Raw genomic sequence first — 15255 nt, forward strand, 5'->3', positions numbered from 1 at the left:
AGCAATAGTTGATAGTCAGTCACTGATACTCTTTATCATGACGTCAAAATAAAATAATTACCGCAAAAAATAGTTATCAAAACGACAGCTACGTTGTTTTTTGGTGAAAAAAAAGCCTGCATTGCGCAGGCTTAATATGTTTTTATCAGTATGTCTGGAGCATTGATAGCTTACAGACTAGCGCTCCACTTGACTCACGTCACGTACGGCACCAGTATCAGCGCTGGTAGTCATAGCCGCATAAGCACGTAATGCTGGCGAGACATGACGATCACGGTTGACAGGCTTCCATGCATCACGACCACGCGCTTCCATAGCTTCTCGGCGAGCAGCTAAGTCTGCATCGCTTACTTGCATGTTGATGGTACGATTTGGGATATCGATATGAATACTATCGCCTTCTTCAACCAAACCAATCGCACCGCCTTCAGCAGCTTCTGGGCTAGCATGACCAATTGATAGACCTGATGTACCACCAGAGAAACGACCATCAGTCAGTAGGGCGCATTCTTTACCCAATCCTTTTGACTTGAGATAAGTCGTTGGATAAAGCATTTCTTGCATACCAGGGCCGCCTTTAGGGCCTTCGTAGCGAATGATGACCACATCGCCTGCAACGATTTGATCAGCCAATACCGCAGCAACCGCATCATCTTGTGATTCAAATAGTCGCGCACGACCAGTAAAGGTCAAGATGCTTTCGTCAACGCCTGCAGTTTTGACCACGCAGCCGCGCTCAGCGATATTGCCATATAGTACGGCTAAGCCGCCATCTGTAGAGTAGGCGTGTTTGGCACTACGGATACAGCCTGACTCACGGTTGACGTCGAGGTTTGACCACTCTTTTGATTGTGAAAACGCTTCTGTGGTACGTACGCCACCAGGAGCAGCAAGGAAGCGAGCGCGTGCCTCATGATTGTCAGGGTTCATGATGTCCCACTTATCGATCGCTTCTTTCATCGTGGCGCTATGGATAGTTGGCACGTCAGTTTTTAGTAACTCAGCGCGATCAAGCTCAGCGAGTAATGCAAAGACACCGCCAGCACGATGCACATCTTCCATATGGTATTTCTGTGAGGCAGGGGCTACTTTTGCCAGACAAGGTACACCGCGACTTAAACGGTCAATATCAGCCATCTTAAAATCGATCTCTGCTTCATTGGCCGCAGCAAGTAGATGCAAGATGGTATTGGTTGAACCACCCATAGCGATGTCTAAGCTCATGGCATTTTCAAAAGCGGCTTTGGTAGCGATAGAGCGTGGTAGCACAGAGTCATCATCTTGCTCATAACGACGCTTAGCAAGCGACACAATGGTACGACCCGCTTCTAAAAATAGCTCGCGGCGCAATGAATGAGTAGCTAGCAGTGAGCCATTACCTGGTAGTGCTAGGCCTAAAGCTTCGGTCAAGCAGTTCATCGAGTTGGCGGTAAACATACCAGAGCACGAACCACAAGTAGGGCAGGCTGAGGCTTCGATAGCGGCGACGTCTTCATCACTGATGCTATCATCAGCCGCGTCCATCATGGCATCGACAAGGTCAAGTTTGCGAACAGCGCTACTGTCACTACTATCGGTATTGTGGCTCTTACCAACGGTACTGGCTAAGATTTTGCCTGCTTCCATTGGCCCACCTGAGATAAATACCACTGGAATGTTAAGGCGCATGGCGGCCATCAACATACCCGGAGTGATTTTGTCACAGTTAGAAATACAAACTAGCGCATCTGCACAGTGGGCATTGACCATATACTCGACAGAATCAGCGATCAAATCACGACTTGGTAGCGAGTACAACATACCGCTATGGCCCATCGCAATACCATCATCGACCGCAATGGTATTGAACTCTTTTGCAACGCCGCCTGCTTGCTCAATCTCACGGGCGACCAGTTGTCCAAGGTCTTTTAGATGCACATGGCCGGGTACAAACTGGGTAAAAGAGTTAGCAATCGCAATGATTGGCTTGCCAAAGTCGCCGTCAGTCATGCCGGTTGCACGCCATAATGCGCGCGCGCCTGCCATATTACGACCGCCGGTAGAGGTTTTTGAGCGATAATCCATGTGATATTCCTTACAAATAGGCGGGGTTATAAAAATGTGCACCCTCAGTTTTAATAGGGATAGTGTGCTTTTTATAGAGAGTGAGTACTAGTGAATAATACTAATTCGTTACCATACCATTAGATATGAATAACTAAAAACAATATGCTAATAATAGTGAATTAATAATAACGAATTAATAATCATAAGCGATGAGCGAAAAAACCGTTATTCAAAATAGCTACTCAATACGTTCTAATATGGCTTTATCAAACCAAGGAAGATCAGCTTTGTCTGCTTCTAGTTTTACAATGGTTGCAAGCGCATGAGTAGCCAGTAGCTGTTGATAATCGCCACTAGCGTCAATCGTCAGCAATGATTCGGTAGGTAGTGCTTGCGTGTTAGGGTTTAGCTCGTCAATACTAATTAATATTTGCTTATTGTTTTTATAGAGGACGTCTACACGACCAAAAAACTGCCAGTCTTTAAAAGCGGCAATAATAGCGTCGGCGGCATCCTTGGTATATACCTGCTGCGTCTCTTTACCCGTATTGGTCCAATGTAGGCGTACAGCCAATTGCAATGCCTCACTAAAGACGACCAATGAGCCGATAATTTTCACATGCCAAGGGCTGGTCAGCAGCTCCTCGTCAATGCCGATTAATTTGGCAGCCTCATGAGCCGACATGGGTGTGTTGAATTGAATTAGTAGCTCAGGAGTAAGCGGGTGCGTTTGTTTGATCGCATCATCTAAACTGTCATAGTGATACAAAAAAGGCAGTGGCAAATCTTGCGTGACAGTCTTCTTTATAATTTTACAATTGTGTATCTGCCAGCTGATGGCTTTATCAGTCAATGCTTCTGCTAATATGATAGCGTTCGGATCGATGGTTTGAGTATCACTTTCACTCTCAATATCAGAGTATTCTTCCTGATTATCAAGGGTTATAGCAGTGTTATCCATATCTGGTTCAGTCGGCAAAGTAGGCAAATCCATAAACATAGCGTTGTTAAAATAGAGGGCTAATATAACATTTAAAAGGTATGACTCGCCAATAAATTAGTGAGCTAGCATGGTTGGAATATGGCTTGATATTTTTCAAATTCGGTTGTCATACTGACTTGTACTAAAGTTATATTTCGTCCACTATATGACAGATGCTTTTATCTATTTTGGATAGCTATTGAGCTATTAATTAACTAATAATAAAACTCTTAAAGGAAAAAATAATGACTGAAGTAAATCAAAAGACTGCTTATGACGACAATAATATTTTTGCCAAAATGTTAGATGGTGATATTCCATATCACAAAGTATATGAAGATGATAAAACGCTCGCCTTTATGGATATCATGCCACAAGCAGAAGGCCATGTATTGGTGATACCGAAGCAAAAAGCTGTTGATTTGGCCGATCTTGAGCCAGAGTATGCCGCTGCTGTATTAATGACCTCTAAAAAGGTCATGCAAGCCCAACGTCAAGTGTTCGAGCGTGAAGGCGTTATCCAAATGCAGTTAAATGGCTCACAAGCAGGTCAAACAGTCTTTCATTATCATGTGCACCTCATTCCATCAAGTATCCATGAATTGGGTCGTCATGCAGTAACCCAAGCTGATAATAATGATTTGGCAAATATTGCGCAGAAGTTGGCGGCAGTGATTGATGCCTAGATAGGAACTAGATTGCTTCTGTTTAGGTACAACAAATACTGGTATTTACGAATTAGCGAGTGTTTACAGGTTAGAAACTATTAAAATAGAATATATATACAATCAAAAGGCAGCTAGCAAGCTGCCTTTTTTATTTTCTTGGTAATATTCATGTAACATTCGTTAAAGTCGTGTTACGAGTTGAACGCTTGTCTAGGGTTTTGGAAAAGAGTGTGATAATTATTATAACCATTCACACACATTTTCTAATCTTTGCCTTAATTAAAACTTTCTATAAAAAGGCATCGTCAACTTTTGAGGATATTATCTTTCATGAGTAAATTACCTCGTTCGACTATTTTATTACCAGTCTTTGTACCTGCAGCCATTATTATGCTGCTATTGGTCATTGGTACGGCTATCAATCCTGAAGCAGCGGGTGCTCTGTTTAGTGATGTGCTTAGTTTTACGACTGAGACATTCGGCTGGTTTTATATGCTGGCAGTGGCACTGTTTTTGATGTTCATTATTGTACTGGCGTTTTCGTCTTATGGCAGTATCAAGCTGGGCCCTGATCATGCTGAAGCGGAGTACGGATTCCTTGAATGGTTTGCCATGCTGTTTTCGGCAGGTTACGGGATTGCGCTACTGTTTTATGGGGTAGCGGAACCAGTAATGCACTTTTCTAGTCCGCCAATGTCGGATCCGCAGACTATCGCCGCGGCAAAAGAGGCGATGCAAATTGCGTATTTCCATTGGGGCTTTCATATTTGGGCGATTTATGGTGTCGTTGGTTTATCACTAGCTTATTTTGCATTTCGTCATGGTTTACCACTATCAATACGCTCGACGCTATACCCGATTATCGGTGACAGGATTCATGGCCCTATCGGTCATACAGTCGATGTGTTTGCGATATTAGGTACGATGTTTGGTATTGCTACCAGTCTTGGCTTATCAGTGTCGCAAATCAATGCAGGTCTAAACTACTTGTTACCTGATATTATCCCCGTGAATACTACCATACAGGTCGTGGCGATTGCATTAGTGACATCAGCAGCACTGGTGTCCGTATTGGCAGGGATGGACAAAGGGGTAAAACGCTTGTCTATTCTAAATATGGTATTGGCAACCGCGTTGATGGTGTTTGTATTTGTAGTAGGGCCGACGATCTTTATCCTAAATGCCTTTATGGAAAATACAGGCAGCTATTTGGGTAATATCGTTGAGCGTACCTTTAGCTTGCAGGCATACGAGAATAGCAATTGGATCGGCAGCTGGACCTTGTTTATTTTTGCATGGACGATTGCATGGGCACCTTTTGTAGGTCTGTTTATCGCCAAGATCAGCCGTGGCCGTACCATCCGTGAGTTCGTATTGGGTGTGATGCTGGTACCGACTTTCTTTACATTCTTTTGGTTTTCGGTGTTTGGCGATACCGCACTACATATGATTATGGTCGATGGTTATACCTCATTAATTAGTGAAGTACAAAACAACCAAGCGATTGCTTTGTTTAAACTGTTAGAGAATCTACCTTTTACTGAATTTGTGTCGTCGTTGACCATTTTATTGATTATTACCTTTTTTGTGACGTCATCGGATTCTGGCTCATTGGTAATCGACTCGCTAGCGGCAGGTGGTCGCAGTGATACACCATGGTGGCAGCGTAGCTTTTGGGTAGTGACTGAAGGTGCTGTCGCAGCAGTATTGCTACTTGCAGGTGGTTTAGAAGCCCTACAAACAGCGGCTATCGTTAGTGCATTACCATTTGCGATTATTATTCTGATTTCTATGTTTGGTATGTGGCGTGCGCTGCGTATCGAAGGACATCGTAATCAAAGCCTTGGTAATGACAACAGATTGCCGCCGCATCTACTCAAACCGTCTGCATGGCGCGAGCGTATCGATTATATGACCGATAAGCCAACGCGTGAAAAGGTCTTAAGTTATATTAAAGAAGTAGTTATGCCTTCGATGATGGAGGTGTCGTCTAAATTTGCAGAAACCGGCTGGACGACTGAGGTCAATTATGATGCGGTCAATAACCGAGCTGTATTAGAGCTACAGCGCGGTGACGATGTCGAGTTTTGGTATGAGGTGCGCTTATCAGAGCATGATGCGCCTGATTATTATACTGAAGACAGCGCAGATACCTTGCCACAAGAGCACCATCATCGCGCTGAGGTGTATCTACGCCGTGGTGGTCAGACCTATGACTTATACGGCTACAAATCTGAATCAGTGATTAATGACATTATTGATCAGTTTGAGAAGTATTTACATTTCCTCAATGTATCACCTGATAGTCTGCCGTGGCGCATGCAAGAGCATGATGATGACATCACGCTAGAGCAGGGCAGTGTGCTTGATAAATAATGCATGGGATTTATTAAAAACGAGTAATGCTTATGCAAGCTATTCACGTTAAGCGCTTGCAATAAACGCAGGAATCCTTAGAATAACGGCTTGTTTTCCTTACAAATCAAGCCGTTTTCTTATGTCTATTGATTTTCCCATTTTATCTTCGTCCTCGACTTTGTCTGATCATCCATTGTTGCAGCCATTAAATATCGGTGGCCTGACGATTGAAAACCGTCTAATGGTCGCACCGATGGCAGGCGTGACGGACAACCCTTTTCGCCGATTGTGCAAATCATTTGGCGCAGGTCATGCGGTCAGCGAAATGATCATCGCTGATACGGCCCTTTATGCACGCAAAAAATCCTTGTACCGTGCCAATTTTGACAATGAGATTGCGCCTATCTCGGCACAGATAGCAGGTGCTGAGCCGGACAAACTGGCTGAAGCGGCTCGTTATCAAATTGATAATGGCGCACAGATTATCGATATCAATATGGGCTGTCCAGCCAAAAAGGTCTGTCGTAAGCTGGCAGGCTCTGCATTGTTGCAAGACGAAGATTTGGTCGCGCGCTTGCTAGATGCCACGGTCAATGCGGTGGATGCACCTGTCACGCTAAAGACACGTCTAGGGTTTGAGAATGGTCGTGAAAACATCTTACGAGTCGCCAAGCGTGCTGAGCAGGCCGGCATTGCAGCAATTGCTATTCATGGACGTACGCGTGAAGACATGTACACAGGCAGTGCACGCTATGAGCTAATACGCGAAGTCAAAGAAAGCATTAGCATTCCTGTTATTGCCAATGGCGATATCGATAGCGCACAAAAAGCTCAACACGTGTATGAGATGACTGGCTGTGATGCGGTGATGATTGGGCGTGCTGCACAAGGTCAGCCGTGGATATTTCGTGATATTGAGCATTTTTTGCGTACTGGCGAGCGCCTAGAGGCACCAAGCGTTAGTGAGATAAAAGAGATCGTACTGGCCCATTTGCAAGAGCTTTATGATTTCTACGGGGAGTACTCAGGCTGCCGCATCGCTCGCAAACATATCGCTTGGTATACGACAGGCATTCCAAATTCTAACGCCTTTAGACAGGCGATGTATGGTGAAGAAAGTACGGTTGGGCAATTTAAAGTGGTCGAGACTTTTTTGCAGGCGCACGAGTAGTAATCGCTTAAATATTGTTTTATAAATCAGTGCTAGTTATTTCTATGCATCGTTTCTTGATGGCATTTTTGTCCAACAGCTATGCTTTATCAATTGGCACAGTATGATTGTCAGTATCAGACTGTTTGTCAGGCACAGGTTTTCTTTTTTGCCAAGGGAATCGACCTTCTAGTTCAACTTGTAGCGATAAGCTTAAAAAGGTTCGAATCAGTACGATAAAACCTAGCACCAGTACGCTGCGTAGCGATGGCTCGGTGACGACAGTAGCCACGATATCAGCGGCGATTAGCACCTCTAATCCCAACAATATAGACTTGCCTACGGTCTGTCTGATCTCTACATAAGTATCATTATTAAAATGCCTCGACGATCGAAAAGCCCTATATAAAGCAAGAAATAGCCCAAAAAACATAATGAGGACGCCAATGACTTCGATCATTTTGGCAATTAAGTCGATATAGTGAGTTAGTGTGTCTATCAAAGCAGATACTCCTAATAATTAATCAGAAAAAAGCTTAGCACTTAACACTTGGCACTTAGCACTTAGGAATTAACAATAAGCTAAAAATGTATTTATAAATATTTATGTCGACGACGAAATTTGTAAAGGTCCCGTTAGCTAACGCCCACTATGGTTTTGTTCACTCCATACGACATTTTTTTGCTATGCTATAACCGAATACCAATAACTATAGAATAAACGAAAAGGACTTTTTATGGCCAATCTCTCGAAAAAAGCAATTACCAAAGCCGTCAAAGGCAAGAATATTATCATCACAGGCGCTTCAAGTGGTATCGGCGAGCGTACGGCTTTTTTGCTCAGTGAATGTGGTGCGCATGTTATTTTGCTGGCCCGTACTGAAGATAAGCTAAAAATGGTCAAGGAAAACATTGAAACGCTTGGCGGCGCGGCTAGCTACTATCCATGTGATCTGACCAATATGGATGAGATTGAAAAAGCCAGTGAAAAGATTTTGGCTGACTTTAAGCATGTCGATGTACTAGTCAACAATGCGGGTCGTTCGATTCGCCGTTCAGTGCATGAATCGGTCAACCGTTTTCATGACTTTGAACGTACCATGGAGATTAATTATTTTGGCGCGGTCAAAATCATTCTTGGTTTCTTGCCAACGATGATTGGTCGTCAAACTGGTCAAATCGTGAATATATCCTCAATTGGGGTATTGGCTAATAGCCCTCGCTTTTCAGCGTATGTCGCGTCAAAGGCAGCTTTAGATGCATTTAGTCGCTGTTTGGCTGCTGAAGTCAAAGGCGATAACATCAAAGTAACCAATATCTTTATGCCACTTGTGCGTACCCCGATGATTGCGCCAACCAAGCTGTATCGCTATATGCCAGCATTGATGCCTGACGAAGCCGCGATGATGGTCGCAAAAGCCATCGTTCATAAGCCAAATAGCATTGCTAGTAATATGGGTAAATTTGCCTCGGCGACTTATTCACTGGTACCAGCCTTTAACGTTGGCGTTCAGTCCATTGGCTATCGCATTTTCCCAAGTTCGACTGCTGCACAAACGACGGATAGCAAGCCTAACCTTGCTCAGCGTGCCTTTGCCAAAATTCTTCCTGGTGAGCATCACTAGAATCAATTCGTTATCAGGCTCGAATTTGAAAAAAAGGATACTACGGTATCCTTTTTTTATGCCTTAAAAATACTATTAAGCAGTATAAAAGCCTCTTCGCTGCCATTGTGTGAAAGACTTAGTTATACGTTAAATAAATCCTTAAAACTTCCGCTGTTAAATTTCCTACGTATCTTTAATTCTAAGAAAGATGAATAAAATTCATCTTATGTTTAAATTGTATCGTTTTTATTCATGTTTAGATTTAGGTATGATTCACCTCATACACAGATTTGGTTTTATCTCAGATAAATAAGGTAGCGGATCACCATGAGTAAAGAATTCAATTGTTCAATTAAGCACATTCGTTTTGACGAAAACTATCAGCCTGCAGATAGCACGCGTTTGACGACTAACTTTGCAAATTTGGCACGCGGCGAGCACCGCCAAGAGAACTTACGCAAAACGTTAACCATGATCAATAACCGCTTTAATGCATTGGCGCATTGGGATAATCTGACAGCAGATCGTTATTCTGTTGAAGTTGATATCATCTCTGTCGATCTAGATGTTAAAGGCAATGGTCAGACGTTTCCTATTATCGAAACGCTAAAAACAACGATTGTGGATCACAAAGAAAACAAGCGTATCGACGGTATGGTTGGCAACAGTTTCTCCTCTTACGTGCGTGATTATGATTTTAGTATTGTGTTACCAGAGCATCGCGACAAAAACCTAGCATCCATAACGCCAGATAATTTTGGTGAGTTGCACGGCAAGCTGTTTCAATATTTATTGAACTCAGAGGCTTACAACGCTCATTTTCACAAAAAACCTGTGATTTGCCTGAGCGTGTCAACCAGCAAGACTTACTATCGTACTGTCAATCAGCATCCTGTATTGGGTATTGAATACAAGCAAGATGAATACTCGTTGACCGACGACTATTTTTATAAAATGGGCTTAACGGTACGTTATTTTAAGCCTGAGGGTAGCGCCGCGCCATTAGCATTTTATTTTGCAGGGGACTTGCTCAGTGATTACACTGATCTTGAGCTGATTAGTGCAATCAGTACCATGGAGACCTTTCAGAAGATCTACCGTCCTGAGATTTACAATGCCAACTCAAGCGCTGGACAAGTGTATCAACCTAGCCTGAATTACCAAGACTATTCATTGACGCAAGTAGTCTATGACCGCGCCGAACGTAGTCAGATGGCAGTAACCCAAGGCAGATTTACAGAGACGCATTTTATCAAGCCGTATCAAACCATCCTTGAGGAATGGGCTGCAAGCTATGATGTAACAGGCGAGACTGCTCAAAAAGAAGCCGCTGACAAGAAAGCGGCTAGGAAGCAAGCCGCTTAACTGAGCATCACTCATCAACATAATAAAAAATAAATTAACTAGAAGATAAATCGTATGAAACTACTATTACCGACGTCTACCGCTGGCAGCTTACCAAAACCTTCTTGGCTAGCAGAACCAGAGAAAATTTGGTCACCTTGGGCGTTAGAGGGCGAGCAGTTGCTTGAAGCCAAGCAAGATGCGCTGCGTGTATCATTGCAAGAGCAGCAGCATGCAGGGATTGATATTGTGAGTGATGGCGAGCAGACCCGTCAGCACTTTGTGACTACGTTCATCGAACACCTTGATGGTGTCGACTTTGAGAAGCGTGAGACGGTCAAAATCCGTAATCGCTATGATGCGAGCGTGCCATCAGTCGTTGGTGCGGTGAGCCGTCCGAAGTCCGTATTCGTTGATGATGCCAAGTTTTTACGTCAGCAAACCGATCAGCCAATCAAATGGGCGTTGCCAGGGCCGATGACGATGATTGATACGTTATATGACGGTCATTATAAAAGCCGTGAAAAATTGGCTTGGGAATTTGCTAAAATCCTGAACCAAGAAGCAAAAGAATTAGAAGCGGCTGGCGTTGATATTATCCAGTTTGATGAGCCAGCATTTAACGTGTTCTTTGATGATGTGAACGACTGGGGTATTGCAACTTTAGAGCGCGCCATTGAAGGTCTAAAATGTGAGACAGCTGTGCATATTTGCTACGGTTATGGCATCAAAGCCAATACCGATTGGAAAAAGACACTGGGCTCAGAGTGGCGCGAATACGAAAAAGCGTTCCCTAAACTGCAACAGTCGAAAATCGATATCATTTCCCTTGAGTGTCAAAACTCACGTGTGCCTATGGATCTGATCGAGCTGATTCGCGGTAAGAAAGTGATGGTCGGTGCCATTGACGTGGCAACCAACACTATCGAGACACCAGAAGAGGTGGCAGATACGCTACGCAAAGCGCTACAATTTGTCGATGCTGACAAGCTGTATCCTGCGACCAACTGCGGCATGGCACCTTTGTCTCGCCAAGTCGCACGTGGTAAGCTCGCAGCCTTAAGCGCTGGTGCTCAAATCGTTCGTCAAGAGCTGACTGCTTAGAGTTTAGCTGTTTAGGAAATTCTATTTAAAGAATTTCCCTTGCAAAACTAAAATTGAAGCACAATTTTTTAACGTTATTTTTTAACGTTTCTCGGGATTGAAGCAATGATTAAAGATAGGATTGACGCGACCGACTTTAGAGATGCCATGTCTTTGCTAACGACAGCGGTCAATGTGGTGACCACATCAGGTGCAACGGGCGTGCATGGGTTTACAGCATCGGCAGTATGTAGTGTCACAGACACACCGCCGACCTTGCTTGTCTGTATGAATCAAACGTCTCGGTCACATAGCTACTTTCTGGAAAATAAGATTTTAACTGTCAATGTGTTAGGCGCGCAACATGAGCAGCTGTCCAATGCTTTTGCCTCTAAACTGTGTTCAGAAGAACGATTTGAATATGGTTCTTGGACACAATTACAAACAGGCGCTCCTGTGTTGGAGGATGCCTTGGTCAGTTTTGATTGTGAGATTGAACAAATTCAAGAAGTCGGCACGCATAGCGTCTTTATGTGCCGCGTTGTCGCAATCAATCAGGCTGAGCCACAAGGCGGAACTGATGAAGGGTTGGTTTACTTTAACCGTGCCTATTCTAGAGTTGGGCAAGTGGAGCTTATTTAATCCAATATCTATTATCCAATACCTAAGCCTATGGACTATTGCTCGTGCAAGATTAAGCAGTCATTTAACTATAATAATCATCTCATTAAATCTAAATAAGAAGTAAATATCCTGTGGAATTAATAACTTTTTTAATAATAGGGGCGCTAGCAGGATTTGCTGCGGGGCTATTTGGAGTAGGCGGTGGCACTATTATCGTACCACTGCTATTTATCGTCTTTACGCAAATGGGTTACAGTCCTGATAGTATTATGCACTTGGCCTTGGGTACTTCACTGGCGACTATTATTGTTACATCCATAAGCTCGCTCATGGCGCATAACAAAAAGGGCGCAGTCATGTGGCCTGTCTTTAAAAATCTGACGCCAGGTTTGGCGATAGGGTGCTTTTTAGGGGCGGGGATCGCAGGACAGATATCTGGGTTGTATCTTCAGTTGATTGTTGGTGTGTTTTTGCTTTGGGTCGCTTATAAAATGTTTATGGGTGGCAAAAAGAAAGCAGATAGCGATGCTGGTAATGTTCATATAGCTTTGCCTTCAAAGCCTAAGCAACTAGCAGCAGGGGCGGGTATCGGTATTGCTTCTGCTATTTTTGGGATTGGCGGTGGTAGCTTAACTGTACCTTATCTCACACGTTACGGTGTGGTTATGCAAAAAGCCGTTGGAACCTCAGCCGCATGTGGATTGCCTATCGCGATTGCAGGTGCGCTAGGGTTTATGTTCTTTGGTATGCAAGCTCAAGTCGACGTGCCCAATACGATTGGCTTTGTTCACATCTATGCTTTTTTAGGCATTAGCATTATGAGCTTCTTTACCGCCAAGCTAGGCGCAAAAGTCGCTCACGCATTATCGCCGCAGTTGCTGAAAAAATGCTTTGCAGTACTGTTGACCGTCGTAGGCTGTTACTTCTTATATAAAGGATTGCTCTAAGTAATTTGAGATTAATTGACACTTGAAAGGATTCAAAGGCAGGTTTCCAATGAACTATTCGACTAGCTACATTCTTAAATTATAGCTAGTCGGTATGTGGCTATATGGGGAATATGTTGAGCCAGTTTCTTATTTAGCTAAATCACTTAACCAAATACTCGCCACAATATCCAAAACATTCCTATCATCAAGACAGCGATCACGAGCAGTCGTTTTAGCCAATAAGGTAGTAGAGGTTTCTTGTAGCCTAAGTCATTCAATTGACTATCGACACCATCTTGCAGCCCCTTAAACCCTTGACTCTGTTTGGTGGTTTTAACACGGTTTTTTACCAATGGTCCAGGCTCGTCTTCCTCTTGCTCTCTATCAAAGCTGATGGCTTGATTTGGAATGCCTTGTTTACTAGCGATGGTGTTGAGCTTCTGTTGTTGCTTTACTTTCAGCTGGGTCTCATAAGCATCAATTCTACTTTTGGCTTCATCCATACTGATGTTTTCGTCTGCTGCCAAAGTTTTAATAGCCATTACTAGGTTGTTTTTTTCGACCATCATAATGACGTCTCTTGGCAACTTGGTATTGACCGTTTTTGCGCTAGGGTCGGGGTTAAACATGACTGTCCTTATTACGGCGTATAAGTGTGAATGAGTGATATGCTCATTATAACCATGTTAGATAAGCAATGTTCAAGCAAAAAAATACCGCGGCCACTATGGTGACTGCGGTATTTTATTATTTATCGTTACTGGCATTTTTGCCAATATTTGATAATTATAGATCTTTCCAGCGTTGGATAGACTCTTTGATGACTTCTTTCGCTTCTGCGACATCGCCCCAAGATTCAACAACCGTCGTACCAGCTTTTTTCAAGTCTTTATAATGACTGAAATGGAACTCTAACTGGTTGATCAACTGCTTTGGTAGGTCTTCTAAGCTGTTGTAAGCATTGCCTGTGTCACGGTCATCAGCAGGGACAACAACGATTTTGTCATCTACTTCGCCATCATCGACAAACTTCATCACACCGATAACTTTGGCTTTTAAGAAAATACCAGTCGGTAGTGGCTGCTCAGTCAATAGCAATACGTCAAGCTCATCGCCGTCTTCGTCAAGTGTTTGTGGGATGAAACCATAGTTACAAGGTTTGGCAAAAATCTGTGGGTCAATACGGTCAAGCTCAAATACTGCTAATTCGCGATTCCACTCAATTTTATGGCTGCTACCAGCTGGGATCTCTACTACTACGTTGATGATGCCGCCGTCTACGTCGCCTGCGTCCAAAATTTTGTTAAAATCTGCCATAAAATGCTCCAATTTGCTTTTGTTTTAAATATTTGAATAAGGGGTTGAGCTAGGGGTACAGCAAGGATAGTTGCTGCGTCCGATTTGTACTGCATGCGATTATAGCAAGTTTGTACTGAATTTTCTCTTAATGCTTAAGTCTAAGCGTGCAAGATATTATGCAAAAAAAGATTATGCAAAAATAGGCTCAAAACTTACTTAGGTGCGATAGCTCGCAACTCAATCAGTCCAGCATGGCGCTTGGCGATGTTATCAATAAGTTTTTGAGTGACTGTCTCATAGCTGAATGAATGACTCATTTGCTGTTCGGTTTGCGCCTCTGGCTCTGTTTGCTCTGGCTCTGTTTGCTCTGGCTCTGTTTGCTCTGGCTCTGTTTGCTCTGAATCTGTTTGCATGGCTACAAAGTCAGACAATCGCAACATCTGCATGCCGGCATAGCCACAAGGATTGATAGCGTTAAATGAAGACAAGTCACAATTTAGATTAATCGCAATACCATGGTAGCTAAAGCCATGCTTAATCTTAAAGCCTAGCGAAGCCATTTTTCCAAGCATAATTTTATTATCAAGAGAACTGTCATCTGTTGCAGCAGTATCTGCATATAGGTAGACACCTGGGGCATCGCGGCGCGCATGAGCACTGATATTGTCACTATTAGACGGTGAGCTACGCAAACAGTCATTGATGACGTCTTCTATCGCTTGCTCAGCATGGGAGACAAGATTGCGCACACTCCATTTGAGGCTGTCCAAGTCAAACAACCAATAGATAACCAGCTGTCCATGCCCGTGCCATGTCACCTGACCACCGCGATCGGTCTTGATGATAGGTGTATCAGTACGCTGTAATATGTGCTCTTCTTTACCTGCCTGTCCAAGCGTGTAGACATCGTTATGATCGACAATCCACAATTCATCAGGCGTACGCAGCCCTTGTTGTTTTTTTAGATCGATACGTTCGAGGGTGCGTGCCAGCATCGCATCGAGAGTAGGGACATAATCGGCGGCTGAGAGAGATTTGCTGACAAGCGTGTCATTAAGGGGTTGTGTGTCATTTTGCATGAGAGTATCTGTCTTATTATTATCAAGTTTAAAATAAATAATGCTCATCGGTAGTGTAGCAGTTTTGGCGACTATCGCCCAAAGAT

General features: G+C 43.5%; 14 protein-coding genes. 8 read left to right on the top strand and 6 right to left on the bottom strand.

Annotation, left to right across the window (positions count from 1 at the left end):
* Positions 1–177 precede the first annotated feature (177 nt).
* Both ilvD and CXF60_RS04340 read right to left on the bottom strand, forming a co-directional pair.
* On the bottom strand, positions 178–2064 hold the full coding sequence (gene ilvD, locus CXF60_RS04335) for a dihydroxy-acid dehydratase (protein WP_057759459.1): 1887 nt from the start codon (positions 2062–2064) through the stop codon (positions 178–180).
* A gap of 220 nt (positions 2065–2284) precedes the next feature.
* The gene (locus CXF60_RS04340; RefSeq protein WP_228707042.1) at positions 2285–3040 is read right to left on the bottom strand and encodes a hypothetical protein; all 756 of its coding nucleotides are present in this window, start codon (positions 3038–3040) and stop codon (positions 2285–2287) included.
* A 233-nt stretch (positions 3041–3273) separates the two neighbouring features.
* On the opposite strand from CXF60_RS04340, the gene CXF60_RS04345 reads away from it, so the two are divergent.
* The 3 genes from CXF60_RS04345 to dusB all read left to right on the top strand — a co-directional run bounded on the left by CXF60_RS04345 (position 3274) and on the right by dusB (position 7225).
* Positions 3274–3714: an HIT family protein gene (locus CXF60_RS04345; protein ID WP_102090949.1), complete on the top strand. Its 441-nt coding sequence runs from the start codon at positions 3274–3276 to the stop codon at positions 3712–3714.
* Positions 3715–4026: 312 nt separating this feature from the next.
* Positions 4027–6072, top strand: coding sequence for a BCCT family transporter (locus CXF60_RS04350; RefSeq protein WP_102090950.1), 2046 nt, complete (start codon positions 4027–4029; stop codon positions 6070–6072).
* Positions 6073–6193: 121 nt separating this feature from the next.
* Positions 6194–7225, top strand: coding sequence for a tRNA dihydrouridine synthase DusB (gene dusB / locus CXF60_RS04355; RefSeq protein ID WP_102090951.1), 1032 nt, complete (start codon positions 6194–6196; stop codon positions 7223–7225).
* Between the two features lie 79 nt (positions 7226–7304).
* On the opposite strand, the gene CXF60_RS04360 is transcribed toward dusB, so the two are convergent.
* On the bottom strand, positions 7305–7706 hold the full coding sequence (locus CXF60_RS04360) for a DUF1622 domain-containing protein (RefSeq protein ID WP_219621822.1): 402 nt from the start codon (positions 7704–7706) through the stop codon (positions 7305–7307).
* 235 nt (positions 7707–7941) lie between these two features.
* On the opposite strand from CXF60_RS04360, the gene CXF60_RS04365 reads away from it, so the two are divergent.
* The 5 genes from CXF60_RS04365 (at position 7942) to CXF60_RS04385 (ending at position 12809) form a co-directional block, all read left to right on the top strand.
* Complete coding sequence (locus CXF60_RS04365) at positions 7942–8829, top strand: SDR family NAD(P)-dependent oxidoreductase (protein ID WP_102090952.1); 888 nt, start codon at positions 7942–7944, stop codon at positions 8827–8829.
* A 309-nt stretch (positions 8830–9138) separates the two neighbouring features.
* Positions 9139–10176 carry a DUF1852 domain-containing protein gene (locus CXF60_RS04370; protein WP_102090953.1) on the top strand — a complete coding sequence of 346 codons (1038 nt, stop codon included), beginning with the start codon at positions 9139–9141 and terminating at the stop codon, positions 10174–10176.
* A 54-nt stretch (positions 10177–10230) separates the two neighbouring features.
* Positions 10231–11259: a methionine synthase gene (locus CXF60_RS04375; RefSeq protein WP_102090954.1), complete on the top strand. Its 1029-nt coding sequence runs from the start codon at positions 10231–10233 to the stop codon at positions 11257–11259.
* A 105-nt stretch (positions 11260–11364) separates the two neighbouring features.
* Positions 11365–11880 carry a flavin reductase gene (locus tag CXF60_RS04380; protein WP_102090955.1) on the top strand — a complete coding sequence of 172 codons (516 nt, stop codon included), beginning with the start codon at positions 11365–11367 and terminating at the stop codon, positions 11878–11880.
* 113 nt (positions 11881–11993) lie between these two features.
* Entirely contained in the window at positions 11994–12809 is an 816-nt protein-coding gene (locus tag CXF60_RS04385) for a sulfite exporter TauE/SafE family protein (RefSeq protein WP_102090956.1), read from the top strand.
* Positions 12810–12955: 146 nt separating this feature from the next.
* Here the strand turns inward: CXF60_RS04385 and CXF60_RS04390 are convergent, their stop codons facing one another.
* The 3 genes from CXF60_RS04390 to lipB form a co-directional block, all read right to left on the bottom strand.
* Complete coding sequence (locus tag CXF60_RS04390; protein ID WP_102090957.1) at positions 12956–13420, bottom strand: hypothetical protein; 465 nt, start codon at positions 13418–13420, stop codon at positions 12956–12958.
* A gap of 157 nt (positions 13421–13577) precedes the next feature.
* Positions 13578–14108 carry an inorganic diphosphatase gene (locus CXF60_RS04395; protein ID WP_057759479.1) on the bottom strand — a complete coding sequence of 177 codons (531 nt, stop codon included), beginning with the start codon at positions 14106–14108 and terminating at the stop codon, positions 13578–13580.
* A 194-nt stretch (positions 14109–14302) separates the two neighbouring features.
* Positions 14303–15169, bottom strand: a complete 867-nt coding sequence (gene lipB, locus CXF60_RS04400; RefSeq protein ID WP_102090958.1) for a lipoyl(octanoyl) transferase LipB — start codon at positions 15167–15169, stop codon at positions 14303–14305.
* Positions 15170–15255 lie beyond the last annotated feature (86 nt).

This window comes from Psychrobacter sp. 4Bb, assembly GCF_002836735.1.
Classification (GTDB): Bacteria; Pseudomonadota; Gammaproteobacteria; order Pseudomonadales; family Moraxellaceae; genus Psychrobacter.

Excerpts from the sequence above, each read along its gene's own strand:
- ilvD (WP_057759459.1), bottom strand. The coding sequence starts at position 2,064 with ATGGATTATCGCTCAAAAACCTCTACCGGCGGTCGTAATATGGCAGGC.
- CXF60_RS04340 (WP_228707042.1), bottom strand. The coding sequence starts at position 3,040 with ATGGATTTGCCTACTTTGCCGACTGAACCAGATATGGATAACACTGCT.
- CXF60_RS04345 (WP_102090949.1), top strand. The coding sequence starts at position 3,274 with ATGACTGAAGTAAATCAAAAGACTGCTTATGACGACAATAATATTTTT.
- CXF60_RS04350 (WP_102090950.1), top strand. The coding sequence starts at position 4,027 with ATGAGTAAATTACCTCGTTCGACTATTTTATTACCAGTCTTTGTACCT.
- dusB (WP_102090951.1), top strand. The coding sequence starts at position 6,194 with ATGTCTATTGATTTTCCCATTTTATCTTCGTCCTCGACTTTGTCTGAT.
- CXF60_RS04365 (WP_102090952.1), top strand. The coding sequence starts at position 7,942 with ATGGCCAATCTCTCGAAAAAAGCAATTACCAAAGCCGTCAAAGGCAAG.
- CXF60_RS04370 (WP_102090953.1), top strand. The coding sequence starts at position 9,139 with ATGAGTAAAGAATTCAATTGTTCAATTAAGCACATTCGTTTTGACGAA.
- CXF60_RS04375 (WP_102090954.1), top strand. The coding sequence starts at position 10,231 with ATGAAACTACTATTACCGACGTCTACCGCTGGCAGCTTACCAAAACCT.
- CXF60_RS04380 (WP_102090955.1), top strand. The coding sequence starts at position 11,365 with ATGATTAAAGATAGGATTGACGCGACCGACTTTAGAGATGCCATGTCT.
- CXF60_RS04390 (WP_102090957.1), bottom strand. The coding sequence starts at position 13,420 with ATGTTTAACCCCGACCCTAGCGCAAAAACGGTCAATACCAAGTTGCCA.
- CXF60_RS04395 (WP_057759479.1), bottom strand. The coding sequence starts at position 14,108 with ATGGCAGATTTTAACAAAATTTTGGACGCAGGCGACGTAGACGGCGGC.
- lipB (WP_102090958.1), bottom strand. The coding sequence starts at position 15,169 with ATGCAAAATGACACACAACCCCTTAATGACACGCTTGTCAGCAAATCT.